The organism is Cedecea davisae DSM 4568 (assembly GCF_000412335.2).
Lineage (GTDB): Bacteria > Pseudomonadota > Gammaproteobacteria > Enterobacterales > Enterobacteriaceae > Cedecea > Cedecea davisae.
The window spans coordinates 2,889,352-2,911,213 of record NZ_KE161030.1; the positions used below are offsets into that span (position 1 = coordinate 2,889,352).

At 44.7% G+C, this 21,862-nt stretch carries 20 protein-coding genes and 1 pseudogene; all 21 read right to left on the reverse strand.

Annotated elements, in window-relative coordinates; genetic code table 11:
* The coding region (locus HMPREF0201_RS13205; protein WP_016537210.1) for a mannose-1-phosphate guanylyltransferase/mannose-6-phosphate isomerase at window positions 1-1,083 on the reverse strand (1,083 nt) is incomplete at its 3' end.
* Window positions 1,084-1,090: 7 nt separating this feature from the next.
* On the reverse strand, window positions 1,091-2,110 hold the full coding sequence (locus tag HMPREF0201_RS13210; protein WP_147293948.1) for a WaaS/CpsH family glycosyltransferase: 1,020 nt from the start codon (window positions 2,108-2,110) through the stop codon (window positions 1,091-1,093).
* On the reverse strand, window positions 2,097-2,714 hold the full coding sequence (locus HMPREF0201_RS13215) for a DapH/DapD/GlmU-related protein (RefSeq protein ID WP_016537212.1): 618 nt from the start codon (window positions 2,712-2,714) through the stop codon (window positions 2,097-2,099). Before HMPREF0201_RS13215 ends, HMPREF0201_RS13210 begins: the two co-directional genes overlap by 14 nt.
* Window positions 2,711-3,838, reverse strand: a complete 1,128-nt coding sequence (locus HMPREF0201_RS13220) for a glycosyltransferase (protein ID WP_147293947.1) — start codon at window positions 3,836-3,838, stop codon at window positions 2,711-2,713. The genes HMPREF0201_RS13215 and HMPREF0201_RS13220 overlap by 4 nt, the downstream gene beginning before the upstream one ends.
* Complete coding sequence (locus HMPREF0201_RS13225; RefSeq protein ID WP_016537214.1) at window positions 3,822-4,796, reverse strand: EpsG family protein; 975 nt, start codon at window positions 4,794-4,796, stop codon at window positions 3,822-3,824. The genes HMPREF0201_RS13220 and HMPREF0201_RS13225 overlap by 17 nt, the downstream gene beginning before the upstream one ends.
* 6 nt (window positions 4,797-4,802) lie before the next feature.
* Window positions 4,803-5,696 (reverse strand): glycosyltransferase family 2 protein, encoded by an 894-nt coding sequence (locus HMPREF0201_RS13230; protein ID WP_016537215.1) that lies wholly within the window; start codon window positions 5,694-5,696, stop codon window positions 4,803-4,805.
* Window positions 5,697-6,278 (reverse strand): acyltransferase, encoded by a 582-nt coding sequence (locus HMPREF0201_RS13235; protein WP_016537216.1) that lies wholly within the window; start codon window positions 6,276-6,278, stop codon window positions 5,697-5,699.
* Entirely contained in the window at window positions 6,275-6,784 is a 510-nt protein-coding gene (locus HMPREF0201_RS23465) for an acyltransferase (RefSeq protein WP_016537217.1), read from the reverse strand. The genes HMPREF0201_RS13235 and HMPREF0201_RS23465 overlap by 4 nt, the downstream gene beginning before the upstream one ends.
* A 1-nt stretch (window position 6,785) precedes the next feature.
* Window positions 6,786-8,273, reverse strand: a complete 1,488-nt coding sequence (locus HMPREF0201_RS13245) for an oligosaccharide flippase family protein (protein WP_016537218.1) — start codon at window positions 8,271-8,273, stop codon at window positions 6,786-6,788.
* Window positions 8,270-9,100, reverse strand: coding sequence for an NAD-dependent epimerase/dehydratase family protein (locus tag HMPREF0201_RS13250; protein ID WP_016537219.1), 831 nt, complete (start codon window positions 9,098-9,100; stop codon window positions 8,270-8,272). Before HMPREF0201_RS13250 ends, HMPREF0201_RS13245 begins: the two co-directional genes overlap by 4 nt.
* Window positions 9,100-9,654 carry a dTDP-4-dehydrorhamnose 3,5-epimerase gene (gene rfbC, locus HMPREF0201_RS13255; RefSeq protein WP_016537220.1) on the reverse strand — a complete coding sequence of 185 codons (555 nt, stop codon included), beginning with the start codon at window positions 9,652-9,654 and terminating at the stop codon, window positions 9,100-9,102. Before rfbC ends, HMPREF0201_RS13250 begins: the two co-directional genes overlap by 1 nt.
* A gap of 15 nt (window positions 9,655-9,669) precedes the next feature.
* Window positions 9,670-10,533, reverse strand: a complete 864-nt coding sequence (rfbA, locus tag HMPREF0201_RS13260; protein ID WP_016537221.1) for a glucose-1-phosphate thymidylyltransferase RfbA — start codon at window positions 10,531-10,533, stop codon at window positions 9,670-9,672.
* Window positions 10,533-11,618, reverse strand: coding sequence for a dTDP-glucose 4,6-dehydratase (gene rfbB / locus HMPREF0201_RS13265; RefSeq protein ID WP_016537222.1), 1,086 nt, complete (start codon window positions 11,616-11,618; stop codon window positions 10,533-10,535). The genes rfbA and rfbB overlap by 1 nt, the downstream gene beginning before the upstream one ends.
* A gap of 417 nt (window positions 11,619-12,035) precedes the next feature.
* A complete protein-coding gene (gene galF, locus HMPREF0201_RS13270; RefSeq protein ID WP_016537224.1) occupies window positions 12,036-12,929 on the reverse strand; it encodes a UTP--glucose-1-phosphate uridylyltransferase GalF in 894 nt (297 codons plus the stop codon).
* Between the two features lie 224 nt (window positions 12,930-13,153).
* On the reverse strand, window positions 13,154-14,149 hold the full coding sequence (locus tag HMPREF0201_RS13275; RefSeq protein WP_016537225.1) for an NAD-dependent epimerase/dehydratase family protein: 996 nt from the start codon (window positions 14,147-14,149) through the stop codon (window positions 13,154-13,156).
* Window positions 14,150-14,402: 253 nt separating this feature from the next.
* Window positions 14,403-15,827 (reverse strand): colanic acid biosynthesis protein WcaM, encoded by a 1,425-nt coding sequence (gene wcaM, locus HMPREF0201_RS13280; protein ID WP_055696366.1) that lies wholly within the window; start codon window positions 15,825-15,827, stop codon window positions 14,403-14,405.
* 25 nt (window positions 15,828-15,852) lie between these two features.
* Entirely contained in the window at window positions 15,853-17,073 is a 1,221-nt protein-coding gene (gene wcaL, locus HMPREF0201_RS13285; protein ID WP_016537227.1) for a colanic acid biosynthesis glycosyltransferase WcaL, read from the reverse strand.
* Window positions 17,070-18,350 (reverse strand): colanic acid biosynthesis pyruvyl transferase WcaK, encoded by a 1,281-nt coding sequence (gene wcaK / locus HMPREF0201_RS13290; RefSeq protein ID WP_016537228.1) that lies wholly within the window; start codon window positions 18,348-18,350, stop codon window positions 17,070-17,072. The genes wcaL and wcaK overlap by 4 nt, the downstream gene beginning before the upstream one ends.
* Before the next feature lie 21 nt (window positions 18,351-18,371).
* A complete protein-coding gene (locus tag HMPREF0201_RS13295; protein ID WP_016537229.1) occupies window positions 18,372-19,850 on the reverse strand; it encodes an MOP flippase family protein in 1,479 nt (492 codons plus the stop codon).
* Window positions 19,851-19,861: 11 nt separating this feature from the next.
* Window positions 19,862-21,256: an undecaprenyl-phosphate glucose phosphotransferase gene (gene wcaJ, locus HMPREF0201_RS13300; RefSeq protein ID WP_016537230.1), complete on the reverse strand. Its 1,395-nt coding sequence runs from the start codon at window positions 21,254-21,256 to the stop codon at window positions 19,862-19,864.
* Between the two features lie 197 nt (window positions 21,257-21,453).
* Window positions 21,454-21,862 (reverse strand): annotated as a pseudogene (locus tag HMPREF0201_RS13305) (phosphomannomutase CpsG); the annotation flags it as partial.

Genomic DNA, 21,862 nt, shown 5'->3' on the forward strand with positions numbered 1-21,862 from the left:
GTGATGTTCATGCCGACCATCATTTTTTAACCTCTCAACGACCTTTTTGACATCCTGCACATGATTTCTGTCAGCAACCAATACCGCATCTTTGGTCTGCACCACCACCAGATCTTTCACGCCTACGGTGGTCACCAGACCGGACTCGGCGTAGATATAGCTATTTTCAGTCTCGTGGCTGATAACGTCGCCGTGATGCACATTGCCATTCGCATCTTTATCACTGATCTCCCACAGAGAGGACCAGGAGCCGACGTCGCTCCAGCCCGCATCCATCGGAACCACAACCGCATCGGCGGTTTTTTCCATAACCGCGTAGTCGATGGACTCATCCGGGCAGTCCAGGAAGGCCTGCTCATCAACTCGCACAAAATCAAGATCCGGAGCGACATTCGCTACCGCCTTTTCACAGGCCGCAAGAATGTCGGGGCGGAATTTCGCCAGTTCTTCAAGATACCTATCTGCTCGGAACAGGAACATGCCGCTGTTCCAGTAATATTCACCGCTGGCGACATAGGACTGTGCGGTGCAAAGGTCCGGTTTTTCAACGAATTCGGCGACTTTGAATGCAGCGTTTTCTTGATGGCTGGCAATTGCAACTCCCCGACGAATATACCCGTACCCCGTCTCAGGTTGGTTTGGGACAATACCAAACGTAACGAGCTTGCCGGCTTCAGCATAGGGTATTGCACAGCTCACCGCATCACGGAAAGCGTCTTCATTCTGAATCATATGATCGGCCGCAAGCACTAAGATCAATGGCTCTTCTGTCTGCCCGGATCGTAAAGCCGTGAGTGCAGCAAGCGCTATTGCTGGTGCCGTATTCCGGCCTGCAGGTTCCAAAATGATGTTCTGAGTCAATCTATCAAGCTGTCTTAATTGCTCAGCAACGATGAAACGATGTTGTTCGTTGCAAATCACTACCGGGCTTTCGCATTGGAAGCCATCAAGACGATTAACGGTAGTTTGAAGCATAGTCAGCTCCCCTTTCAGGCAGAGGAACTGCTTTGGATAAAGAACGCGAGAGCGCGGCCAAAGGCGGCTACCGGAACCACCCGCCATGATTACAGGATAAAGACTCATAATTAATTCAACTCTTGGTTAGCAAAGCATCGACCCAGGCGGACAAAGATAAACATCCATCAGTGAACAGGTGTGGATTTTCCTGTTTGATCTTATCTTTATACTCAGTGCACTGAGTAACAGACCATTCAAGGCCACTATCACGATCAATAACCGTAACCAGGTCGCTGGAGCTATGTAAAAGTACAGTAGGGTTAGTTGTTATTAGTTTATGCTTACCCTGAAGAGTTTCCCAAGTTCTCATCGTCAAGCCAGTTTGTTTATGATGATGAATGTCAATGATATGTCTACTTGATCTTGAGACAGCCTCTACTTCATTTCTGGGGACCGACTCGAAAGTTATCCATTTTTTGGGGCAAGATCTCAATGCTGAGTCACGCAGGTAATAGAAAATATACTGCAGATAACTTTGGAAATAGATTTTTATATAAGTATTGGCTGCTTCTTTGTTTGCGAGGAAACGAGACAGCACTCTTATTCGATCGCCGTGATAACTACCAATGAAAGTATAATCAAAGGTTTCTGAAGATGCCCCATTGAGACTTACCTTTTCATCAGATATCTCACTAAAAAAAAGTGGTAGATAGTTTATCTTATAATTCAGACTATCCTTGATATCAAACGTGAAAGATCGATCTGATTTATGAGCAAGATTAATAAAGGTTTTAATATTTGATACTGAATCCCAAGAATAGCTTATCACTCGAATTTTTTTATTCTTACGTCTTAGAAGCTCAATAAAACCGGGTGTTATACAAGTCCCTTTGATAATAATAACATCCGTAATTTCTGGTAATTCATTTACAATGGCACGATAAATACCTTTATCATACTTAGTCGACATATGCTTAGAAAAGACAGGTGCATTATATTTAAATAATGCCTTGGAGATTGAAGAACAAACAGGTCTATCGGGAAAACTGATTACTTTTTGAAAGTAGTTTTCAAGTTCTTTACTGATAAGGGTTTTATAATCAAAAAAATCCGGGCAGATAAGCAACACAGTTTTATTACTAACCATTAACATTCACCCATTCATTTCTTTGAAAATCAAACTGCTTAATAATCTTAGCAGGATTGCCTGCTGCGATTGAATATGCAGGAATGCTTCTGGTAACAACAGAATTTGCACCAATGATTGAAGATTTACCGATCTTGACACCAGGTAAAACAACTACGCCTTCACCCAACCAAACATTGTCATCGATCCGCACGGGATTTGCCTGTAACTCTCTTTCACGACAAATAGTATCTGGATGAGAGTGAATCTGTCCTTTGTAACTACCATGATTGAGATCAGTTATAAAAACACGGCTAGCAATCAAAACATTATCACCAAATGAGATCTTTTCTGCCGCTGCAATATGCACTGAATCATTTATTTGACAATTCACACCAAACTCAATGATATTGCCCTGAAACTTATTTAGGCTATGAGCTTCAATCCTACAATAACGGCCAGATGTAAATCCCTTAGAAAAATAGATATGTTTCTTACCTCTAATATCGAATGGCCTGCGTATTAAACGTGCAGTTTTGAAAAAGAGCTTGGTGTAGATGACCTGACTTAAAAGGGAAAAACACCCGAGGAGACCATATAGATGATAGGTATGTTTTAACTTGCCGATCATTTCATTCTCCTGACAACGTCATTAGCAATCAATGAATTTGCACATTGATTATTGACACCACATGTTCGAAAGTATTTGAACACTAAGTCTTTGTTAATTGTTTTATCCTTAATTTTAGAGTTTAAAAACTCATGTAATTCATTTCTGTTTATAATAAAACCATTAACCCCATCTTTAATTTTGCTTTTAAAAAATGGTAGTTCTGAAGTAAGAACCGGTACACCTAGTGAGTTTGCGATATCGATTAAAGATGTTGCTGTAACAGAATCATACATGGCAAACATCATATCCGAATTCTTAAGTTCAGAGATAACTTCTTCAGCAGAGGCAAATCTGTTAATCCATGTGACATCTTTTTCATTCAGTGAGCGTGCATATAAATCAGGAGCAACTTTTTTTAAGTCACCTCTTCCAATGATCCTCACATTAATATAGCCCGCGGGTAAAGTAGAAATAACATCATTCAAATAATGCAATCCTTTGTAGGCGGTAATACCGCCAAAAAATAATATTCTAATAGGCGCTTGCTTATCAAAAGATATTACCCCCAATGAATCGTTAGTATTAGGAGTACCATTAATAGCTAACTGTTCATAAAAATCACCTGAGAGCGGTAAACAAGAGTTAATTATTATTTTTTTAGGGTACAACAACCCTGCCTTTTTATAAAGATCATCCGAGCCAACAATAACCTTACTCGTACGCCTCCCCATATATCGGTCGGAGAGAAAATAGTTCAATCCACGCAACAGCCCTGAGCGAGAAACATAGTTATCAATTTCATGAGACCAAGCAATAACATCAATGTCCTTTCTCAATAAGAAAACCAATAATGCCGAAAATATTCCTTGCGAAAATATCACGACGCGCTTATGACTTTTATTAATTGTTTTGGCCAGCTTAAATACCGATGAAAATGTTTTCAAAGGAGTTTTAAGTCGATAGTAAAAAACATTATTGCAATAAGTTGTTTCAGTATCCGGCACAGTAGAGGGGAAGTAAAATTCACAGGAAACGCCTGTGTCTTTTAAAGCATGGTATAGACCAGTAAAAGAAAACCACATTGCGGAGTCGCGGCCAGACATGGATACGAAAGCAACTGATTGTTCATCCTTGATATCCACGACTATACACTCCCTCTTTAATAGACTGGCTGTCAGCCTGCAGTAATAACATTGTTTTTCCCACCGTAAGAATCAAGGACAACAGAATAAAACAAATAAGAAGAAATCTTGGTGTTCTGGTTTTAGGGTATTGAATAAGTGGTAGTAATACCAACAATCCAATAGGATACAACCTAACCATTACCGGTAATACTGCCAACAGACACAATGCAACATAAACAAATTTAGGAAACACTGCATCGTCCATTTTGAAAATAATAAACGGCAAGAATATAAGCAATAGCGTCTGAATTAAAGATGCATCGAAACGTAAGTTAATAGCACCAATTTCCTGGTAATCATGTAACTTCTTCACAAGATATGGCATATTAAAGAATAGTACAATAGCCAAGACTATACCAATATACACCATATTTCTATTGATGCGCTTTATATATAATGCACCCATTAATAGTGAAGAAAAATGAGATAGAATGGCCATGCCGAAGTAAACATAAGACTTTAATTTTTTATTATCGCTCAAGCTAACTGCTGCCAATAACCCAAAGTGGACAGCCAACCCTTGCCTCAATAAATTAAGTTCAAAGGTAACAAATGAGATCGGAACATAAAGACAGAAAAAGAATATTAATTTATATCTATCAAGTTTGAAAATCGCTACAGCCAAAACAAAAACATTCAAAGTTCTAAGTAATATCAAGAAACCAATATAATCCAACCCAAAAAATTTTGCTATATATGTAACAGCTTGATATATTGGCTCATACTTTACGTCTGCAGGGGCGGTTTCATAAATCCATTTATAAAGTGAATGGTCCGGACCTGAATCTATATGATAAAAAATATAAAAAGCGCAGATGGCAATGAGTAATATTTTTACCAGGACTTCCTGACTGGAGGATGAAAATATCAACAACAGCAAGGGGAGAAAAACAAGAATAACGAGATAGATAGTCATATTAGTTTACATCCTCAAGCCATCACGAATTCCTTTAAGGATGTTTTTATAGACTCCACGTGATTCTTTTCTTATTGCAGGAAGCATTAATCGAGTACAAATAGTGTAGACAATACTTATCTCACGGACAGGGAAAGTAAGGCATTTCTTTGCAAAATATATTCTATTCCGCGTAAGATGATAAGCGCCAAAGGCGCTATAGCCTCCCCCAGTAGAGATGCTCACTTTATGGTAAATAATAGAATCAGATACAATTCTGACCTTATAGGACGCCAGCATAGCCCGGTACATGAAATCCGTATCATCATAATAAGCAAAATACTTCTCATCCATTTTGCCAATTTTATCAAAAACTGATTTATGAACCATTAAAAAGCAAGTGGGTGAATAAGTGCAATGCTTAGGCAAGGAGTCTTTAATGTCATTATAATCTGCTCCCACATGTTCATGTGGAGCCAACGCACGTTTACAATCAAAATACCCGCCGACATACCAAGCTTTTTTTTCTGGGTAGTTCAAAATAGCAGGACTTAGTATCTCTTCCTTTTCGTTCTCAGCAATAGAAATAATGTTCGATAGAATAGTCGCATCATCAAAAAGCAAATCATTATTAGCAATCAAGATATACTCACATTGATCTGCCAAAGCAGCATGAATTCCTTGATTATTCCCTGCCGCCACACCAACATTTTCGCCATGATTATTAATCATAGTTGATGTAATTTTATATTGTGCAGACAACTGCTGGGCCAGTTTAAAAGACTGATCATTTGAACTATTATCTACAACATATAAATGATAATTACTATGCTCCTGTATTGATAAGCTTTGATAGAAATCAGGTAACACTTCAGGTGAATTATAAAACACCGTAACGATACCAATTTTTGCACTGCTCATTTAAATTCGTTCCCATTGATTGTTTTTAGCATTTAAACGTTTGATAATTCGAGCAGGATTTCCTGCAATAATGCAGTTATCAGCAAAGCTTTTAGTAACAACTGACCTCGCACCAACAATGCAGTTTTTACCAATAGATACACCCGGATTAATATGTACTCCGTAGCCGATAAAACTATTTTCACCAATAGACACAGGCAAAATTTTGTCAGAAATTCTATTACCTATTTTTTCAATTTCTAGTTTTTCATCATAGGGATGAATGATATCAACGATAGAACAACAACCGGTGATCGAAACATTATTACCAATTTTAATACTATCTTTCGCTACAATATGCACATATTGTTCTATATTAACATTATCACCAATTTCTATGACTATATCATTTTTGTCGCCGACGACCTCCAGTCTACAGCCATTTCTTATCATAACGTTATTCCCGATGGCTATTTTTTTGTGATTTAATATAAGCATCGGTTTAATTATTCTACTACCGGAACCAAAGGTTCTCATCATTAATTTATATTTGAACTGACCTATAAAATAAAATAATTTATTTTTCAATTTAATAAAAATCATATTTTAATCCATTCATTCATATCAGGATCGTATCGCTTGATTATTTTTGCTGGGTTACCAGCGATCATAACATACCCTTCTGGGTACGATTTTGTTACCACACTACCCGCACCTACAATTGTCCAATCACCTAACTGAATATTTGGCAGTATTTTTGTACCAAAACCCAAAAATACATTATCGCCTAAAACAACTGCACCTTTATCACTATCCGGCTGTGTGAGTATAGGGCCCGCTGATGGGTTAATGCCGTGGGCAAGAGTACTGATATAAACATAATCACTTATAACCGAATCACGACCAATTATAATATATGAGTTGGTATGGATATTAGCATTGCGCCCTACATAAACATTCTCGTTTACTTGTATAGTAGCTTGAAAATTGTCTCTAACAATGAAAGTAGCACCATGGTGAATAAAAGCCGTTGGATGTATAATCACACGCTTATCAATCAACCATTTATATTTAATCTTATAAAATAAGCTTATAATTTTATTTAACATATCAACTCTCTAAAATATTTTTTATCCGCTTGATATCTTTTAGAACCAGAACGCTACTAATTATTGCTAAGACAATCATCGCAGTATTAAAGATCAACACGGATGAACTATCACTAATTGATACTTTGATTTGAGCTAAGAAGTAAACTGAAGCCAGCAAACTAATTGGGCCGCCTGCAAGAAGGATTTGGTATTTAATCCTATTTTTTTCTAACGCTGCAACACCGATCAATTTAAACGAATAAATAAGCATTATCACAATTGTCGATATACCCATAGCAATTGCTGATGCATATATGCCATATGTATTTACAAATATATATGTTAGCATGACACTGAGTACGCCTTCGAGCAATGGTAAGTATATTATTTCATTCTGCTTGCCCCTAGCCAAATAAACAAGACCCAGAGGGGCACCCGCAAGGCGAGATAAATTGGTCAACAGGAGATAAACAAATACTGGGTAAGTGAGCGAAGCAACATCATTACCAATCCATATATTGAGAGCAAATTTTCCAACTAAAAAATTTGCGATTAGCAATGTGAATGAAAGAGTTAATATTACTCGCGTCAATAAAAATACAAAACCATCAAGCTTGTCTTTATTATTATTATGAGCTAGCTTGACTATCGGTTGCAGGACAGGAGTTAATGCCGCGTTGAGAAAACCTACTACGGCGGTAACTAAAGTTAGCGACAATGCGTAATAAGCATAATCCTTAAATGCATACCGCCCTATTAAAACACCATTTAGATTAATAATCAAAAAGGTTGATAGATTGAATACCAGCACACCAACACAATAACTAAGAAACTCTTTAAACTGTATGTTATCAACATCGCCGACACGTTCAACTCTACTGAGTTTTCGCGAGCTTACATATAAATAAAAGATAACAACATATGATAAAATATTAACGACTAAATAAGTCATAGCCATCATAATCATACTATGATTAGCAGCTATAAGGACTCCAACTCCGAGTACCACTCGCGAAATAAGATTCACCATCGCGGGAATATCATTTCTTTCAATACCAGTAAAATAGCCATTATAAACAGAGGCAATTAAACCAATAATAAAAGACAGTGCAACAATAAAAAAGACATTGGGCGCATAGCTTGACTCATGCATTTTTATTGCATCAAATATAACAAAGAAATTTGAATATATAAAAAACAAAACAACAAGAGAGATGAATATACTTGCTATCGAAACATAACTGCCATAATTGATAACTTGTTGGACTTTTGGTTCATTCTTTTCTGCTTTTGCCAGAGTTATATATCTTGCAACCGATAGTTGGCCACTGAAACCCAGCAGAGAAAAGAAAGCACCAATTTGTAACACCAGGGACCAAATGGCAAAATCACTTATAGAAAGTATCTTAACCAAAAAAGGGGATATAACAATCCCCAAAATAACATTCGAAAATCCGTTGATAATATTTGAGATTGAATTTTTAACGAGTCGTTTGAAACCACTCATTTATGTGTATCCATATTATCTCTAAACCTGGACACCATGCTCTCAATGTCATCTAAAACATTACGTGGCTTATAGTCATGTAACAGGGTCGTTATTGAATTGATATTGGTTACCGGAAAAACTTCTCTTGGAAAATCCCTTTGATGCCAGGTGACAGTACAGCCAGTAGAACTGACTAAAATCCCAGCGATTTCTTTTGCAGTAACATTATAACCTGCCGCTATATTATAAATATTCCCTACAGCTGAATCATGTTGTGATAACCGAATACAAGCTGCTGCAACATCCTCAACGGAAACATAATCTTTGGCATATTGTTGATCAATGAACATATCAATATGACCATTATTAATTGCATTGCGTGTAATTGATGGCAAGAATAATGGACTATTTAATGCAACCCCATATACGTTACTTGGTCTAACAATCACAATGTCTTTACCGCTTTTAAGACATAGTTCTTCTGCAACCAATTTAGTGAGGTTAAATAAACGACGAGCGTCATCCTGGCATACCAATAAATCTGTATTTTCTCTAGTATCATCCCAATTCATGTATACACGAGTTGAAGACATGTAAACTAAACGTTCAAATTTGGCGTTCTTCAATATGCCAGAGAGTACAGTAGTATTTGCGTCGAAAACAGAGAAAGGCGTATTTTGGCAGTCACCATTACCTGCACAATAGATAACCGTACCTAAATGTCGTTGAAAAATCTCAGCATCGTCCCGTTCAGGTACCCAGACATGATGATGTAGAGTCTGTAATTGATTGACGATCTCTCGACCAATAAAACCTCTACCGCCAAAAACCGTAAACTGAGCCATTATTGCCACCCTTTCAATAGGTTGTTCTGGATTTCCTTTAATGTGGGCAGCACTTTATCTTTAGCAGATAGGTTAGGATTTTTTATTGGCCACTGGATATTGATCGTTTCATCATTCCACAGCACACCGCCCTCATCTGAAGGATCATAGAAATCTGTACACTTATACTGGAAATCAGCACTATCACTAAGTACACAAAATCCATGGGCAAAACCCGGCGGGACGTAAAACTGAATCTTATTTTCACCACTTAGTAATATGGATTCATACTGCCCAAAGGTTCGTGAATTTGGACGAAGATCCACCGCAACATCAAAAACTTCACCACTAGTCACAGTAACTAGTTTGCCCTGCGGTTTATTTTTTTGGAAATGAAGTCCCCTTAATACACCTTTTGATGAACGGGAGCGATTATCCTGAACAAAGTCTTCGTTGATCCCTATTCTCTTATAGCGTTCTGCATGAAACGTTTCATAGAAAAAACCACGTTCATCGCCAAAAACTTTAGGTTCAATAATTAAGACACCATCTAATTTTGTTTTAATGACGTTCATATTATAATTGTTCTCTTACTTAATTAGATTTAACAAATAACTTCCGTAACCAGTTTTCGATAATGAATTGCCGATAGTTTGAATTGCTTCTTTGCTCAACCACCCATGGTTGTAGGCAATTTCTTCAAGGCAAGCTATTTTGAAACCTTGACGCTTCTCAACCGTCTGAACGAACTGCGATGCTTCCAGCAAAGAGTCATGCGTTCCGGTGTCTAGCCACGCAAAACCACGGCCAAGCTGTTCAACCTTAAGTCGTCCCAGCTCAAGATACTTTTGGTTAATGCTGGTTATTTCTAATTCGCCACGCTCAGAAGGTTTAACATTTTTAGCAATATCCACAACCTGATTATCGTAAAAATATAGACCTGTTACAGCCCAGTTTGATTTAGGCGTACGAGGTTTCTCTTCGATGGATAACGCATTAAAATCGTTATCAAATTCAACAACACCGAAACGCTCAGGATCCATAACTTTATAACCAAATACAGTTGCGCCTTCTAAATTTTCCACCGCATGGCGTAATTGTTTGCCAAATGATTGGCCGAAGAAAATATTATCTCCAAGTACCAGACAAACATCATCAGTTCCAATAAATTCTTCACCCAAAATAAAGGCCTGTGCAAGGCCATCCGGTGATGGCTGAACCTTATATTGAAGATTAATGCCGAACTGCGTACCATCACCCAGGATACGTTTAAAACTTGCTTGATCTTCAGGTGTGGTAATTAAAAGAATATCCTGAATCCCCGCTAGCATAAGGACTGAAAGCGGATAATAGATCATTGGTTTATCGTAGATAGGGAGGAGCTGTTTAGATGTACCTAATGTAATGGGGTGCAGACGAGAACCAGAACCACCGGCTAAAATAATACCTTTCATTAGTTTTTATCTCCATATTGCTCAGACATCCAGTCTTTATAGGCACCACTTTTTACATTAGCGATCCACTGCTGGTTATTCAAATACCACTCTACGGTTTTACGAATCCCGCTTTCAAAGGTTTCCTGTGGTTTCCATCCAAGCTCGCGACTAATTTTATCAGCATCGATGGCATAACGGCGATCGTGTCCAGGACGGTCAGTCACGTAGGTAATCTGCTCGCGGTAAGAAAGTTCTTTCGGAACGATTTCATCTAACAGATCACAAATAGTTAGCACCACATCGAGGTTTTTCTTCTCGTTATGTCCACCAATATTGTAGGTCTCACCAATCTGGCCTTGGGTCACCACGGTATACAATGCACGGGCATGATCCTCAACGTATAGCCAATCACGGATTTGATCGCCTTTACCATATATTGGCAGTGGCTTGCCTTCCAGCGCGTTCAGAATGACCAGCGGAATAAGTTTTTCCGGGAAATGGTACGGGCCATAGTTGTTGGAGCAGTTAGTCACCAGAGTTGGCAAACCGTAGGTACGCAACCAGGCGCGAACCAGGTGGTCGCTGGACGCTTTTGATGCCGAGTATGGGCTGCTTGGCGCATAAGCTGTGGTTTCAGTAAACAGGGGCAACACGCCACCACTCTCAACGTCATCAGGATGCAGCAGATCGCCATAAACTTCATCAGTAGATATATGATGGAAACGAAAAGCGGCTTTCTTCTCGGCCGATAAATTCGCCCAGTAGTTGCGGGCAGCTTCCAATAGAACATATGTGCCGACAATATTGGTTTCCACAAAAGCAGCAGGGCCGGTGATTGAGCGGTCAACGTGGCTTTCGGCAGCGAGATGCATTACAGCATCTGGTTGATGCTCGGAAAATACACGAGCCATCGCGTTAGCGTTGCAGATATCTGCGTGTTCAAAATAGTAACGGTCGTTATTTTCAACAGCGGCCAATGATTCGGGATTTCCCGCATAGGTCAATTTATCAACGTTAACTACGCTGTCCTGGGTATTGTTTATGATATGGCGAACAACGGCTGAGCCAATAAACCCGGCACCACCAGTAACAAGAATTTTCACTTGAACAATCTCTCTATAAACTTGTAGTTATATTCATGGGGGAAGGCCCCGAGCACAGAATATATTTTGAGGTAAACCAGATAGCAGATGTGTTTCCACCGCTGATTGTTGACCATGCTACCGCCCCTGGCTCAACAGCTACCAGTGCACTGTACTTCTTAGCAATAGATCTACCTGAGAATTTTTTAGGAAAAATCCCGGTGATTTTCATACTTCATGTAATGATAAACAAGGGAAAATTTTGCTCTATACACTAACGTTTAAAAATGCTAAGCGTTTGAAACGACTCAGCTTAACGGCTCATTTATAAAGCAAAACGGCGGCTAATCGTTCAGTATCTATCGCAGACTGAACGCTATGCCACCGCTTATCACGTTATCATCCCTGACGATGACCTCTCACTCCAGACTCACCAGGCTATCTGAGAAGCTTCTGAATGCTTTCGCGAAACTTCTGACCTTCCTTGTGGTTACGCAACCCGTAGTTCACAAAGGCCTGCATATAACCCATTTTTTTGCCGCAGTCGTAGCTTTCACCGGTCATCTGCATGACTTCAACCGGCTGAGTCTCGTTGAGCACCGCGATCGCGTCGGTTAACTGGATACGGCCCCAGGCACCTGGCTCGGTTTTCTCCAGCAACGGCCAGATATCCGCAGACAATACATAGCGACCCACCGCTGCCAGATCTGAGTCCAGAGTTTGTGGCTGATCCGGTTTTTCAACGAATTCTACAACCCGGCTCACCTGTCCTTCATTAGCCAATGGCTCTTTGGTGGTGATAACGGAGTAAGCAGCCAGGTCTTCGTTTGGCATATGTTTAGCCAGCACCTGGGTACGCCCGGTTTCATTGAAGCGGGCAACCATCGCCGCCAGATTGTAGCGTAGCGGGTCAGCACTGGCATCATCAAGCACTACATCAGGCAGAACCACCACAAACGGATTGTTACCAATAATTGGATGAGCGCAAAGGATAGAATGGCCGAGACCCAGAGGCTGGGCCTGACGCACGTTCATGATAGTCACGCCCGGCGGACAGATAGACTGAACTTCAGCCAGCAGCTGACGCTTCACGCGCTGCTCAAGCAGCGCTTCCAGCTCATAAGAGGTGTCGAAGTGGTTTTCAACGGCATTCTTGGAAGAATGGGTCACCAGCACGATTTCTTTGATACCAGCAGCAACAATTTCGTCGACGATGTATTGGATCATCGGCTTATCAACGATAGGCAGCATCTCTTTTGGGATAGCTTTCGTAGCAGGCAGCATATGCATGCCTAAACCAGCTACCGGGATTACTGCTTTTAAATTAGTCATTTCGCTCCTACCTCATAACAGCTGAGAAAATGCATACTCATGCTTAACTTGAACAGTCTTTGATGGTTTAAACGCAGTTGAACAATCTGAGACCACTGTTTAGCTAAGATACTCTCCCCCAGCCAGAAGCTTTACTCAGAAAAATCGGAAAGCAATCATAAGTGCTAGTTGATTGATCTAATTCCGAATTTTCGTAGATTGCAGGCCATCTTCAGTAATGTGCGTTACTCAGTCACAAACGTAATGTCGTCTTTCTTATCATGCACAAATTCGTACTGCAGCGTACGATCCAGTCCCTGAGAGAGCGAATAGGGAGCAACAAAACCGCAGCTGTGCACTTTCGAAGCATCAAACTGAGTCGTTGCACAGAATTTCTTCACCCGGACAGCGCTAATAGCATATTTCTTACCGGTGACTTTACTTAACATATCGAAGCAGAAGCCACCCAGCATGCCAAGGCTGTATGGAAGATGTACAGAAGGGATCTTTTTATTGAGGCTTTTTTCCACTTCAGAAACCAACTGATTCATATTGAGATCGGGTTTGTCGACATAGTTGTAAACTTCATAGCCAACCTGCACGTTAGCTAATTTATACTTAATAAACTCAACAATATTACCAACATAAGCCATCGACTTGTAATTATTACCCGCCCCAACCATCGCAAATTTCCCACTCGCAATCTGTTTGAGCAAGTTGTATACATTGCCGCGGTTGCGCTCACCGAAGATAACGGTAGGGCGAATGATAGTCAGTGAACGATCGCCTGGAGAGTTCTGATGCCATTCACGCAATACTTCCTCAGCCTGCCACTTGCTCTTGCCGTAGTGGTTGAAAGGATCATGGGGATGGGTTTCATCAGGGTTGGTTTTATTCAATCCATAAACGGCCACTGAACTTGTAAAAATGATGTTTTTGACGCAGTTTTTTTCCATAGCGGCAAGCACGTTGCGCGTACCCTGAACATTTACGTCGTAGTAAAGCGATGTTGGACTAACATCATCACGGTGTTCAGCAGCTAAAAGAACGACTGTGTCATAACCGCTAAGAGCCTTGTCGAGGGTCTCCTGGTCACGCACGTCACCCAGAGTAGTTATTTCCGGGTAGAAATGACTTTGCTGCTTATCCAGGTTATGAATAGCAAAGTCGGAAAGGGTTGTCTCCAGAAGTCTGGTGCCTACGAAGCCAGATGCGCCGATTAACAAAACTTTTTCGTTCATAAATCACTTAGTCTGTTTGCATTGAACAAAACTTGAGATAAAGCTGGATTCTTCCCTGGATCGCAACTGCCAACGCCCCAGTCCTAACTTTAACTAGCGGATCCGCCGATTATAGTCTTTTCGTGCTCTGATGCCAGCATGAATTCGTCAGGCCAATGATTCATGTTATCGCTCCCCTTCGCGAAACGAAATACGCTACAGGCCGCATTTCTGCTGCCACGGGCTCGGATTGCTCGCAAAAGGGTTTGCATTATTATTTACGTGCGAGGGGCAACGCAAAATTGAGATTTTCGCTGTTAACGTGAAGCTGATCGACGCGGTCAATATCGACCGAGCTTTGCCCCTTCTCATTTACCGCGTGAATATTCGCCAGCGAAAGCAGCGTGTCGTCTTTGGCCATAAACTTACCGCGCACATCCTTACGCAGATCGAAGTTCAGCTTCAGCGCAGGGCCGACGGTTGAAAGCTGCATCACTTTGATATTACGCATAAAAAGATGTTGAGGTTTGTTATGAAACTCAAGCGTTGCCCGCTTTAAGGTGACGTTGGTCATAGCAACGAAGGAGGTAGCATTGCCGGAAGAAATCTGGATACCCCGCAACGTATTATTCAGTTCGCTATTATCGAGCTTAATATCGCTAAGCTTAAAGTTTTGCGGAATTGACAGGTAATTGCCTTTTATCACGCCATAGCCAATCAGCATCCCAGCGCTATTGACCATATCAACATCATCAATCACAAAATTATCGCAGCCGTATATCGCCACGCTGGCGTTATCAATACCGGCATTGCGGCTGAAAGTTGGGTTGATATTGCGCGCCTTTACGTTGCGAATAAGAAAATGCTTCCCATTCTCAACATGGACCAACTGGCGACAATTACTGCCGGTGATATTGGCTACTACAAAGTTTTTTACCGCCTGATCTTCAGGATAGTTATTATTATATGTACTCCCCGCCAGGCCTATACCGATCCCCCAGTTAATCTTGCCGTTGGTGCAGTTAATGTTGTCGATAACGTGGTCTGAAATCAGCAGATCGTGGTCGTTAATCGCCACATTCCACTCGATGGCATCGCCCTGCAGGTTGCTAAAATGTCCGTTAGTAATTCGAACGTTTTCCATACGGTTATGGAAACCCTGCCGCAGAATCGCGTAGTTGGCATCATGTACCGTGATGCCGTCGATAGTCAGGTTGCGCATGGTGCGCTTATCTTTACCGCCGATGTAAATCTGCGCGACGTTAACGAACCCGCTCATATCAATGCCTTTGATAACGCAGTCGGAGCCGCGCACATCCAGCGTGATATTGTTAAACCGCCCTCCCCGCTCGCCGATAATCTGGCAGCCATCCTGCAAAACAAACCGCCCTTTACCGTTGCCCTTCAATCCACCAGCAACGTGTAATGTTTTACCCTGCGGCATAAATATCGCGGTATTGATGCTGTCGCAAACCAGTTCTGCCGGAACCAGCACGCGGTCCGAAGCGTCAAATGCCTGTTTAAAAGCGGCGATCCAGTCATTGTGATAGAAGTCTTTGACGTTAACTTCGCTCGCGCGTCCCGCCGCCATTACCGCGCGGGGTGTCAGAGAGGAGGCGGCGATGGCCGAGCCTGCTAATAGCAACTTACGGCGGGAAAGAGAATACGGAAGGCGCTTCGGTTCAATGCTTTTCGACATAAGTCCTCATCATAAGATTCGTGATTTACAGCGTCTGAAGCTGACGGGCGAGCTGCCGATAAATGACCTGCTGATTGAACTGGCTCGCAACCTTCTCTCTTGCCCGGGCAAGCATCAGCTGTAGCTCGCTTTCAGAAACGGCAGCAGAGGCCTGTAGCCTGTCGGCAAGGGCAAAGGCGTCCTTCTCAGGCACCAGCCAGCCGGACTCTCCGGCATCGATAAGTTCGGGAATACCGCTGTGAATAGTAGAAACAACGGGAATGCCGACCGCCATCGCCTCCATTAGCGCAACAGGTATGCCTTCCATATCTCCGTCCTCGCCGGTGATAGACGGCAGCAGGAATAAATCGGCGCTGTCGAGCATCTCTTTAACTTCGTGACTGGGTTTAAAGCCGGGCATAAATACCACGTCGTCCAGTTGTAACTGCTCAATCAACGTCTTCAGGCGAAGCTCCCACGGCCCAATGCCGAGAATGTTGTAGCGGAACGCCACGCCGCGGGCTTTCAGCAGGCGGCAGGCCTCAATCGCGATATGCAGCCCTTTCTTCTCGGTAAGGCGCGCCACGGATATTATCTCCAGCGGCGTTCCGGGCGTTTTCATCGGCCGCAGCGAGAATTTATCCATATCTACGCCCATCCGTGAGACGGCGATTTTGCCGTCCGGGCAGCCCATTTGCTTCAGGCGGCTCGCCCAGAGATCGCTAATCGGCAGCATCAGGTCCCCACGCTCAAACAGCTGCCGGTACTCCGGCGTGTAGTGGGCCAGAGCATCGCGGTGCGAAATGTCTATGCCGTGGAAAACGGTAGCAATCTTGCCTTTCAGCAGCCCAAGCTCCTTGAGCTTCGCCGCCGTTACGCCTGCCGGGCCGAAGTGGGCAATAAACACATCGGCCTCCAGCGTTTTCTTTTGTCGCCCACAAATCGATGAGAGGATTAAATTCCTTGCCTCATCGCCATAGCGGGCGCGGCTCAGCGCCCTCCAGGTTCTTGTACGCCATGCTCCCCGCAAAGTATTCAGCGCCCGGCTTTGCAGCTTGCCGACCTTACCTTCCGGCTCGTCGAGCAGCCAGACGGTTTTTTCCGAAAGTTTGTAGCTTTTAAACGCCGCATGGGTATGGGTTAAATCGCCTTTTTGCAGAGCGACAATCTCAACTTCATAACCCATGTCGATAAAGGCGGTTATCTGGTTCAGAACAAAAGTTTCCGAAGCCAGCGGAAATTTTAACAAGAAGAAGCCAACCTTCATTTTCCCTCCTTAACTCGCGCCAGAACCGACTCAACCATCCGCATGCCGTTTTCACGTTCGGCTCGAACCGCAGCGCTCAGCCGCTGGTTAACCTCGGGCAACTGCCCTAACACATCCGCTACTACGCCCTGTAACGAGCCGTCCAGCAGTTGGCGAATATCTATCGCCATTTCCGGCAGACCAAGCTGCTGCATGATGCCCGCTGATTTGTGTTCGTAGTTAATGGCGATAGCGGGCGTACCAAAGTTCATGGAAATAATCGCCGAGTGCAGGCGCGTGCCTACCGTCAGATCGCAGGCGGCAAAGATTTTGCCCATTTCCAGATCGTTGAGCTCATCCATGACGACGTGATAATCATCGGGCTGTTTAATGTACTGGCGGATATTGAGCGCCACCATACGGTCATCTTTGTTATAGCTGTCGATACCGGTACAGGTGGAAAGCGCCAGAACCTGGTAGCCCAGCTCTATAGTGCGGTTAACCACTTCGGCAAATGCCTGCTCATAGGCTTGCTGCGTGGTGCCAAGGCGCTTATCAAACGGGGCAAGCTCGCGCAGCGTAATTGCCACGGTTTTCTTGCCCGCTACCACGCCAAGCCAGTGCTTAACCGCGTAGCTCGGCACAAAATCATCCTCGTGCTGGGCCACCAGCCACGCGGTATCAACGCCCTGTTCGACTTTACTGGTATCTATCTGGCTCTGCTTCATCAGATCCAGGCTCACGCTTTCACGTAAAATCAGCGACTGAGCCTGGCCAAAAACATAGTTTGCCAGTTGGTTAAACTGCGGATCCTGGAACGGGCCAACGCTGTGGCCAATCATGTACACGGGCTTGCGGGCCATAAAACTACAAAGCGCATGCTCGAACTGGCTCACGCCGTACAGGTCGACAAAAAACGAGCCGCCAACCTGGATAATGGCGTCGTACTGATGTAACGACTTCACAAAGTCGATAAACCCCTGCGGAATAGCAATATTACGCAGACGCCCGGAATTGGTCGCCTTCGCCAGCAGCACCTGATGCTGATATTTACGACGTAAAACCTTCTTCACCCTGCCCATCAGGCCAACGGCGTTGTTGTACTGCTTCATCTGCTTATACAGGCCGTCCCCCAGCACCGGGCGCCCCAGTAGCCAGGCGGAGCTGACCGGATAACGGCTCATTACATCCACATGCACGCCGGCATCAAGCGAAGTAATCGCGTCGGTCAACCCACGCAAAATGGCGCTATCACCCCGGTTTCCGCAGGTGTGGTTGCCAAGAATAAGTAATTTCATGTTGACCTCTTATTAGGTTTCTTAGCCAGCGCGAAGCAGCGCTTTCAGGCGTTCATTTCGGCAAAACTGTCGCTTCATTTCGACGATCAGCGCATTGCGGGACAAAAAAATCATGGCGATAAAGGCGGCGGCTCCCGCGGCAATCTGGGTGCAAAGCAGGACGCCAGGCGGCAGGTGCCCTTTGAGGGCAACGCCCAGGGCCGCGCTTACAATCAGGGTCGGTAGCGAGAGATAAAACGGCAGCCAGATGCTAAGGATGTACTCCCGATAGCTGGAGCCAAGCACCGGCTTTATCATGATGAAGTAGCTGAGTACGGTGTTAATCACTTGGATAAGCAGAAAACCAAGCGTCACGCCCAGCGCGCCGCCCAGCTGGCCGCCGACGATAATCGCCGGAATAAACAGGCAGGTTTTAAACACATTGAATTTGAAACTGATATCCACTCGCGCCTTCGCCATCAGCAGCGAACCAATCGGATTTCCGATGGAGCGCAGCAGGCCAACAACGCACAGCAGTTGCAGAATAGGCGTAATAAATTGCCATTTTTCACCGAACGCCAGCAGGACGAAGTTATTCGACACCACCATCAGCCCCAGCAGCGCCGGGAAATTGATAATGCCGACGATGGACAGCAGCTTGTAGAAGTTCACCCTCAGTTTCGCGGTGTCATCCTGAATTTTGGCGAAGGCCGGGAACAGCACGCGGGTGATAATCGGGTTGAGCTTCATCGGCGGAACAACCGCCACGTTATAGGCCAGGTTGTAGCCGCCCGCCACGCTCGCCCCGAGAATACGCGCCAGCACCAGCGTAGACAGGTTAGTGTTAACGTAGTTAATCACGCTGTCCGCCGTCAGCCAGGCACCAAACTTCAGGTTGGAATTCACCGACTTCAGGGAAAAATGGAAGCCCGGCCGATAAATTTTGCGCCCGAAGAATCCAAACAGCGAGGTGCGTACCAGAGTATTGACCAGGTAACCAATAATCGCCGTCATCGCAAACGGGTAGTACATCGCCGCCGTCACGGTAACGGTGAACCCGGCCAGCACTGACACGGTTTCAATCGAGCCGATTTTGGAGAACTCCAGCTCCTTTTGCATCAAGGCGCGGAACTGCTGCCCGTGAGGAATAATAATAAAGGCAAACGACAGCGTTTTAATCAGCGGCGACAGCGCGGGAGTGTGAAGCACCCCGGCTATCACGTCGCTCAGCAAAAAGACCACCACGCACACCGCCACGCCCAGCCCCACGTTCAGCCAGTACAGCGTGGTCAGCTCAAGGTGGCTAATCTCTTTGCGCTGAATAATCGAGTTGGCAATGCCGAAATCGGACAACGTATCGGCGAGGGCGATAATGACCAGCGATACCGTCAATAAACCAAACTCATGGTTATCGATAGTTCTGGCAAGAATCGTCATCTGCGCCAGACCCAGACCAATAATAATCACCGTCGCAATGGCGGACCATTTGGCTCCGCTGATGGTTTTCTCTCTCAGGCTCATGGTGATTTCCGTCAGTAGGCCGCTTTGTGCACAAAACCTTTGAACACGGTGAGGAAGACAATTTTGATATCGAACCACAGGCTCCATTCGCGAATGTATTCCAGGTCGTACTCAACGCGTTTTTCCATCTTGTCGAGGGTATCGGTTTCACCGCGCCAGCCGTTGATTTGCGCCCAGCCGGTAATGCCGGGCTTCACCTTATGGCGCAGCATGTAGCCTTCAATTAGCGCGCGATATTGTTCGTTGTGCGCCACCGCGTGCGGGCGCGGACCGACGATAGACATGCCGCCAAACAGCACGTTGATAAACTGAGGCAGCTCATCGAGCGAAGTGCGGCGCAGGAAACTGCCGATAGGCGTAATGCGCTTGTCCCCTTTAGTGGCCTGCACCACCACTGCGTCGTTTTCCATTACCTTCATTGAGCGGAACTTCCAGACCTTAATCGGCTTGCCGTCCATGCCGTAGCGAGTCTGGCGGAAAATAACCGGCCCCGGCGATGTCAGCTTCACCGCAAGGCTAATGCAGATAAGCACCGGCGAAATCAGCAGCAGAATAAAAGAGGACAACACGATATCTTCGAGGCGCTTAATGACGCTGTTGACGCCGCTAAGCGGTGTTTCAAACAGCGGCACAACCGGCACGCCGTTAACCTCTTCGGTTCTGGCGTTAAGGATGTTGAAGGTGAAAACGTCGGGGATCAGCAGCACCGAGCAGGTGGTATCCGCCAGCTCGCGAACCAGCTGTTTAATTCGGGACTCATGGCTCATCGCCATTGCGATATAGACTTTATCGATCTCGCCGTTGCGGGCATCGGTAACCAGATTATCGAAGTTACCTGCATAGTTAATCAGGCCGCCCGCAGGCGGTTCATCGTCATAAACGCCAAGCACTTTGAAACCGAGCCATGGCTCATTATTGAAGCTCTGCGCGAGAAGCTGCCCCACCGGCAGCGAACCGGCGATGGCCACGCGCCGGGTGTTGTAACCTTTGTTGCGCGCCCAGCCTGCGGCATAGCGAATCAGCGATCGGCAAACCACCAGCCCGGTACTGGTTAACAAATACCAGGCCAGATAAATCCAGAAAGAACCGTCAAAATCGCTATTAAATGAAAGCAGGCCGACGCTGAAAATCAGGCTTAATGTCCAGTTTTGCAGCAGCAGGCGCAATTCGCTGGAGATTTTCACCCCGCGCCATGAGCGGTAAAAATCCGTAATGCCGCCAATCATCTGGAACACAACGAGGGTCAACAAGGCCATCAGCAAATGCATGTAGAGGAACGGCAACCCGTTGACTTTGCAGATAGTCCACAACCCGACAAACATAATGCTGATGTCGGAAAAACGTTGCACCATAGAGATCAACGATGCGTTGGTTTTTGGCAGCTCGCCCTTTTTTAGATTTGTCATCGTTTTACCTTTGAAAGAAGTCGCATCGGTGTTTCCCCCTCACCCCAGCCCTCTCCCCTCGGGGGAGAGGGAGGAATAACCAGGACTTAGCCATTCCTTCTCCCCACATGGGAGAGAGGGGAATAACTGGAACCTTATCCCCTCTCCCTTCCAGGGAGAGGGCCAGGGTGAGGGTTAAAACACCCGGAGGCGACGAGTTACTGGTTCAGCAAAGCCATAATTTCCTGCGTTCGCGCATGCATCAGCGGCTCATCGCTTCGCGACTCCACGTTAAGGCGCACCACCGGCTCGGTGTTGGAGCTGCGCAGGTTGAACCGCCAGTCGCCAAACGCCATGCTGATCCCGTCCGTGTGGTCGATTTCTTCTGCATGTGGCCCAAAATGGGCACGCACCCGCTCAATCGCCGCGCTCGGGTCATCCAGTTTGCTGTTGATTTCCCCGCTTGCGGGCCAGGCAGCCATGCGGTCACGGACCAGCTCGCCCAGCGTTTTACCCTTCAGACACAGCAGCTCGGTCACCAGCAGCCACGGGATCATCCCGCTGTCGCAGTAGGCAAAATCACGGAAATAGTGATGGGCGCTCATCTCCCCGCCGTAAATCGCATCT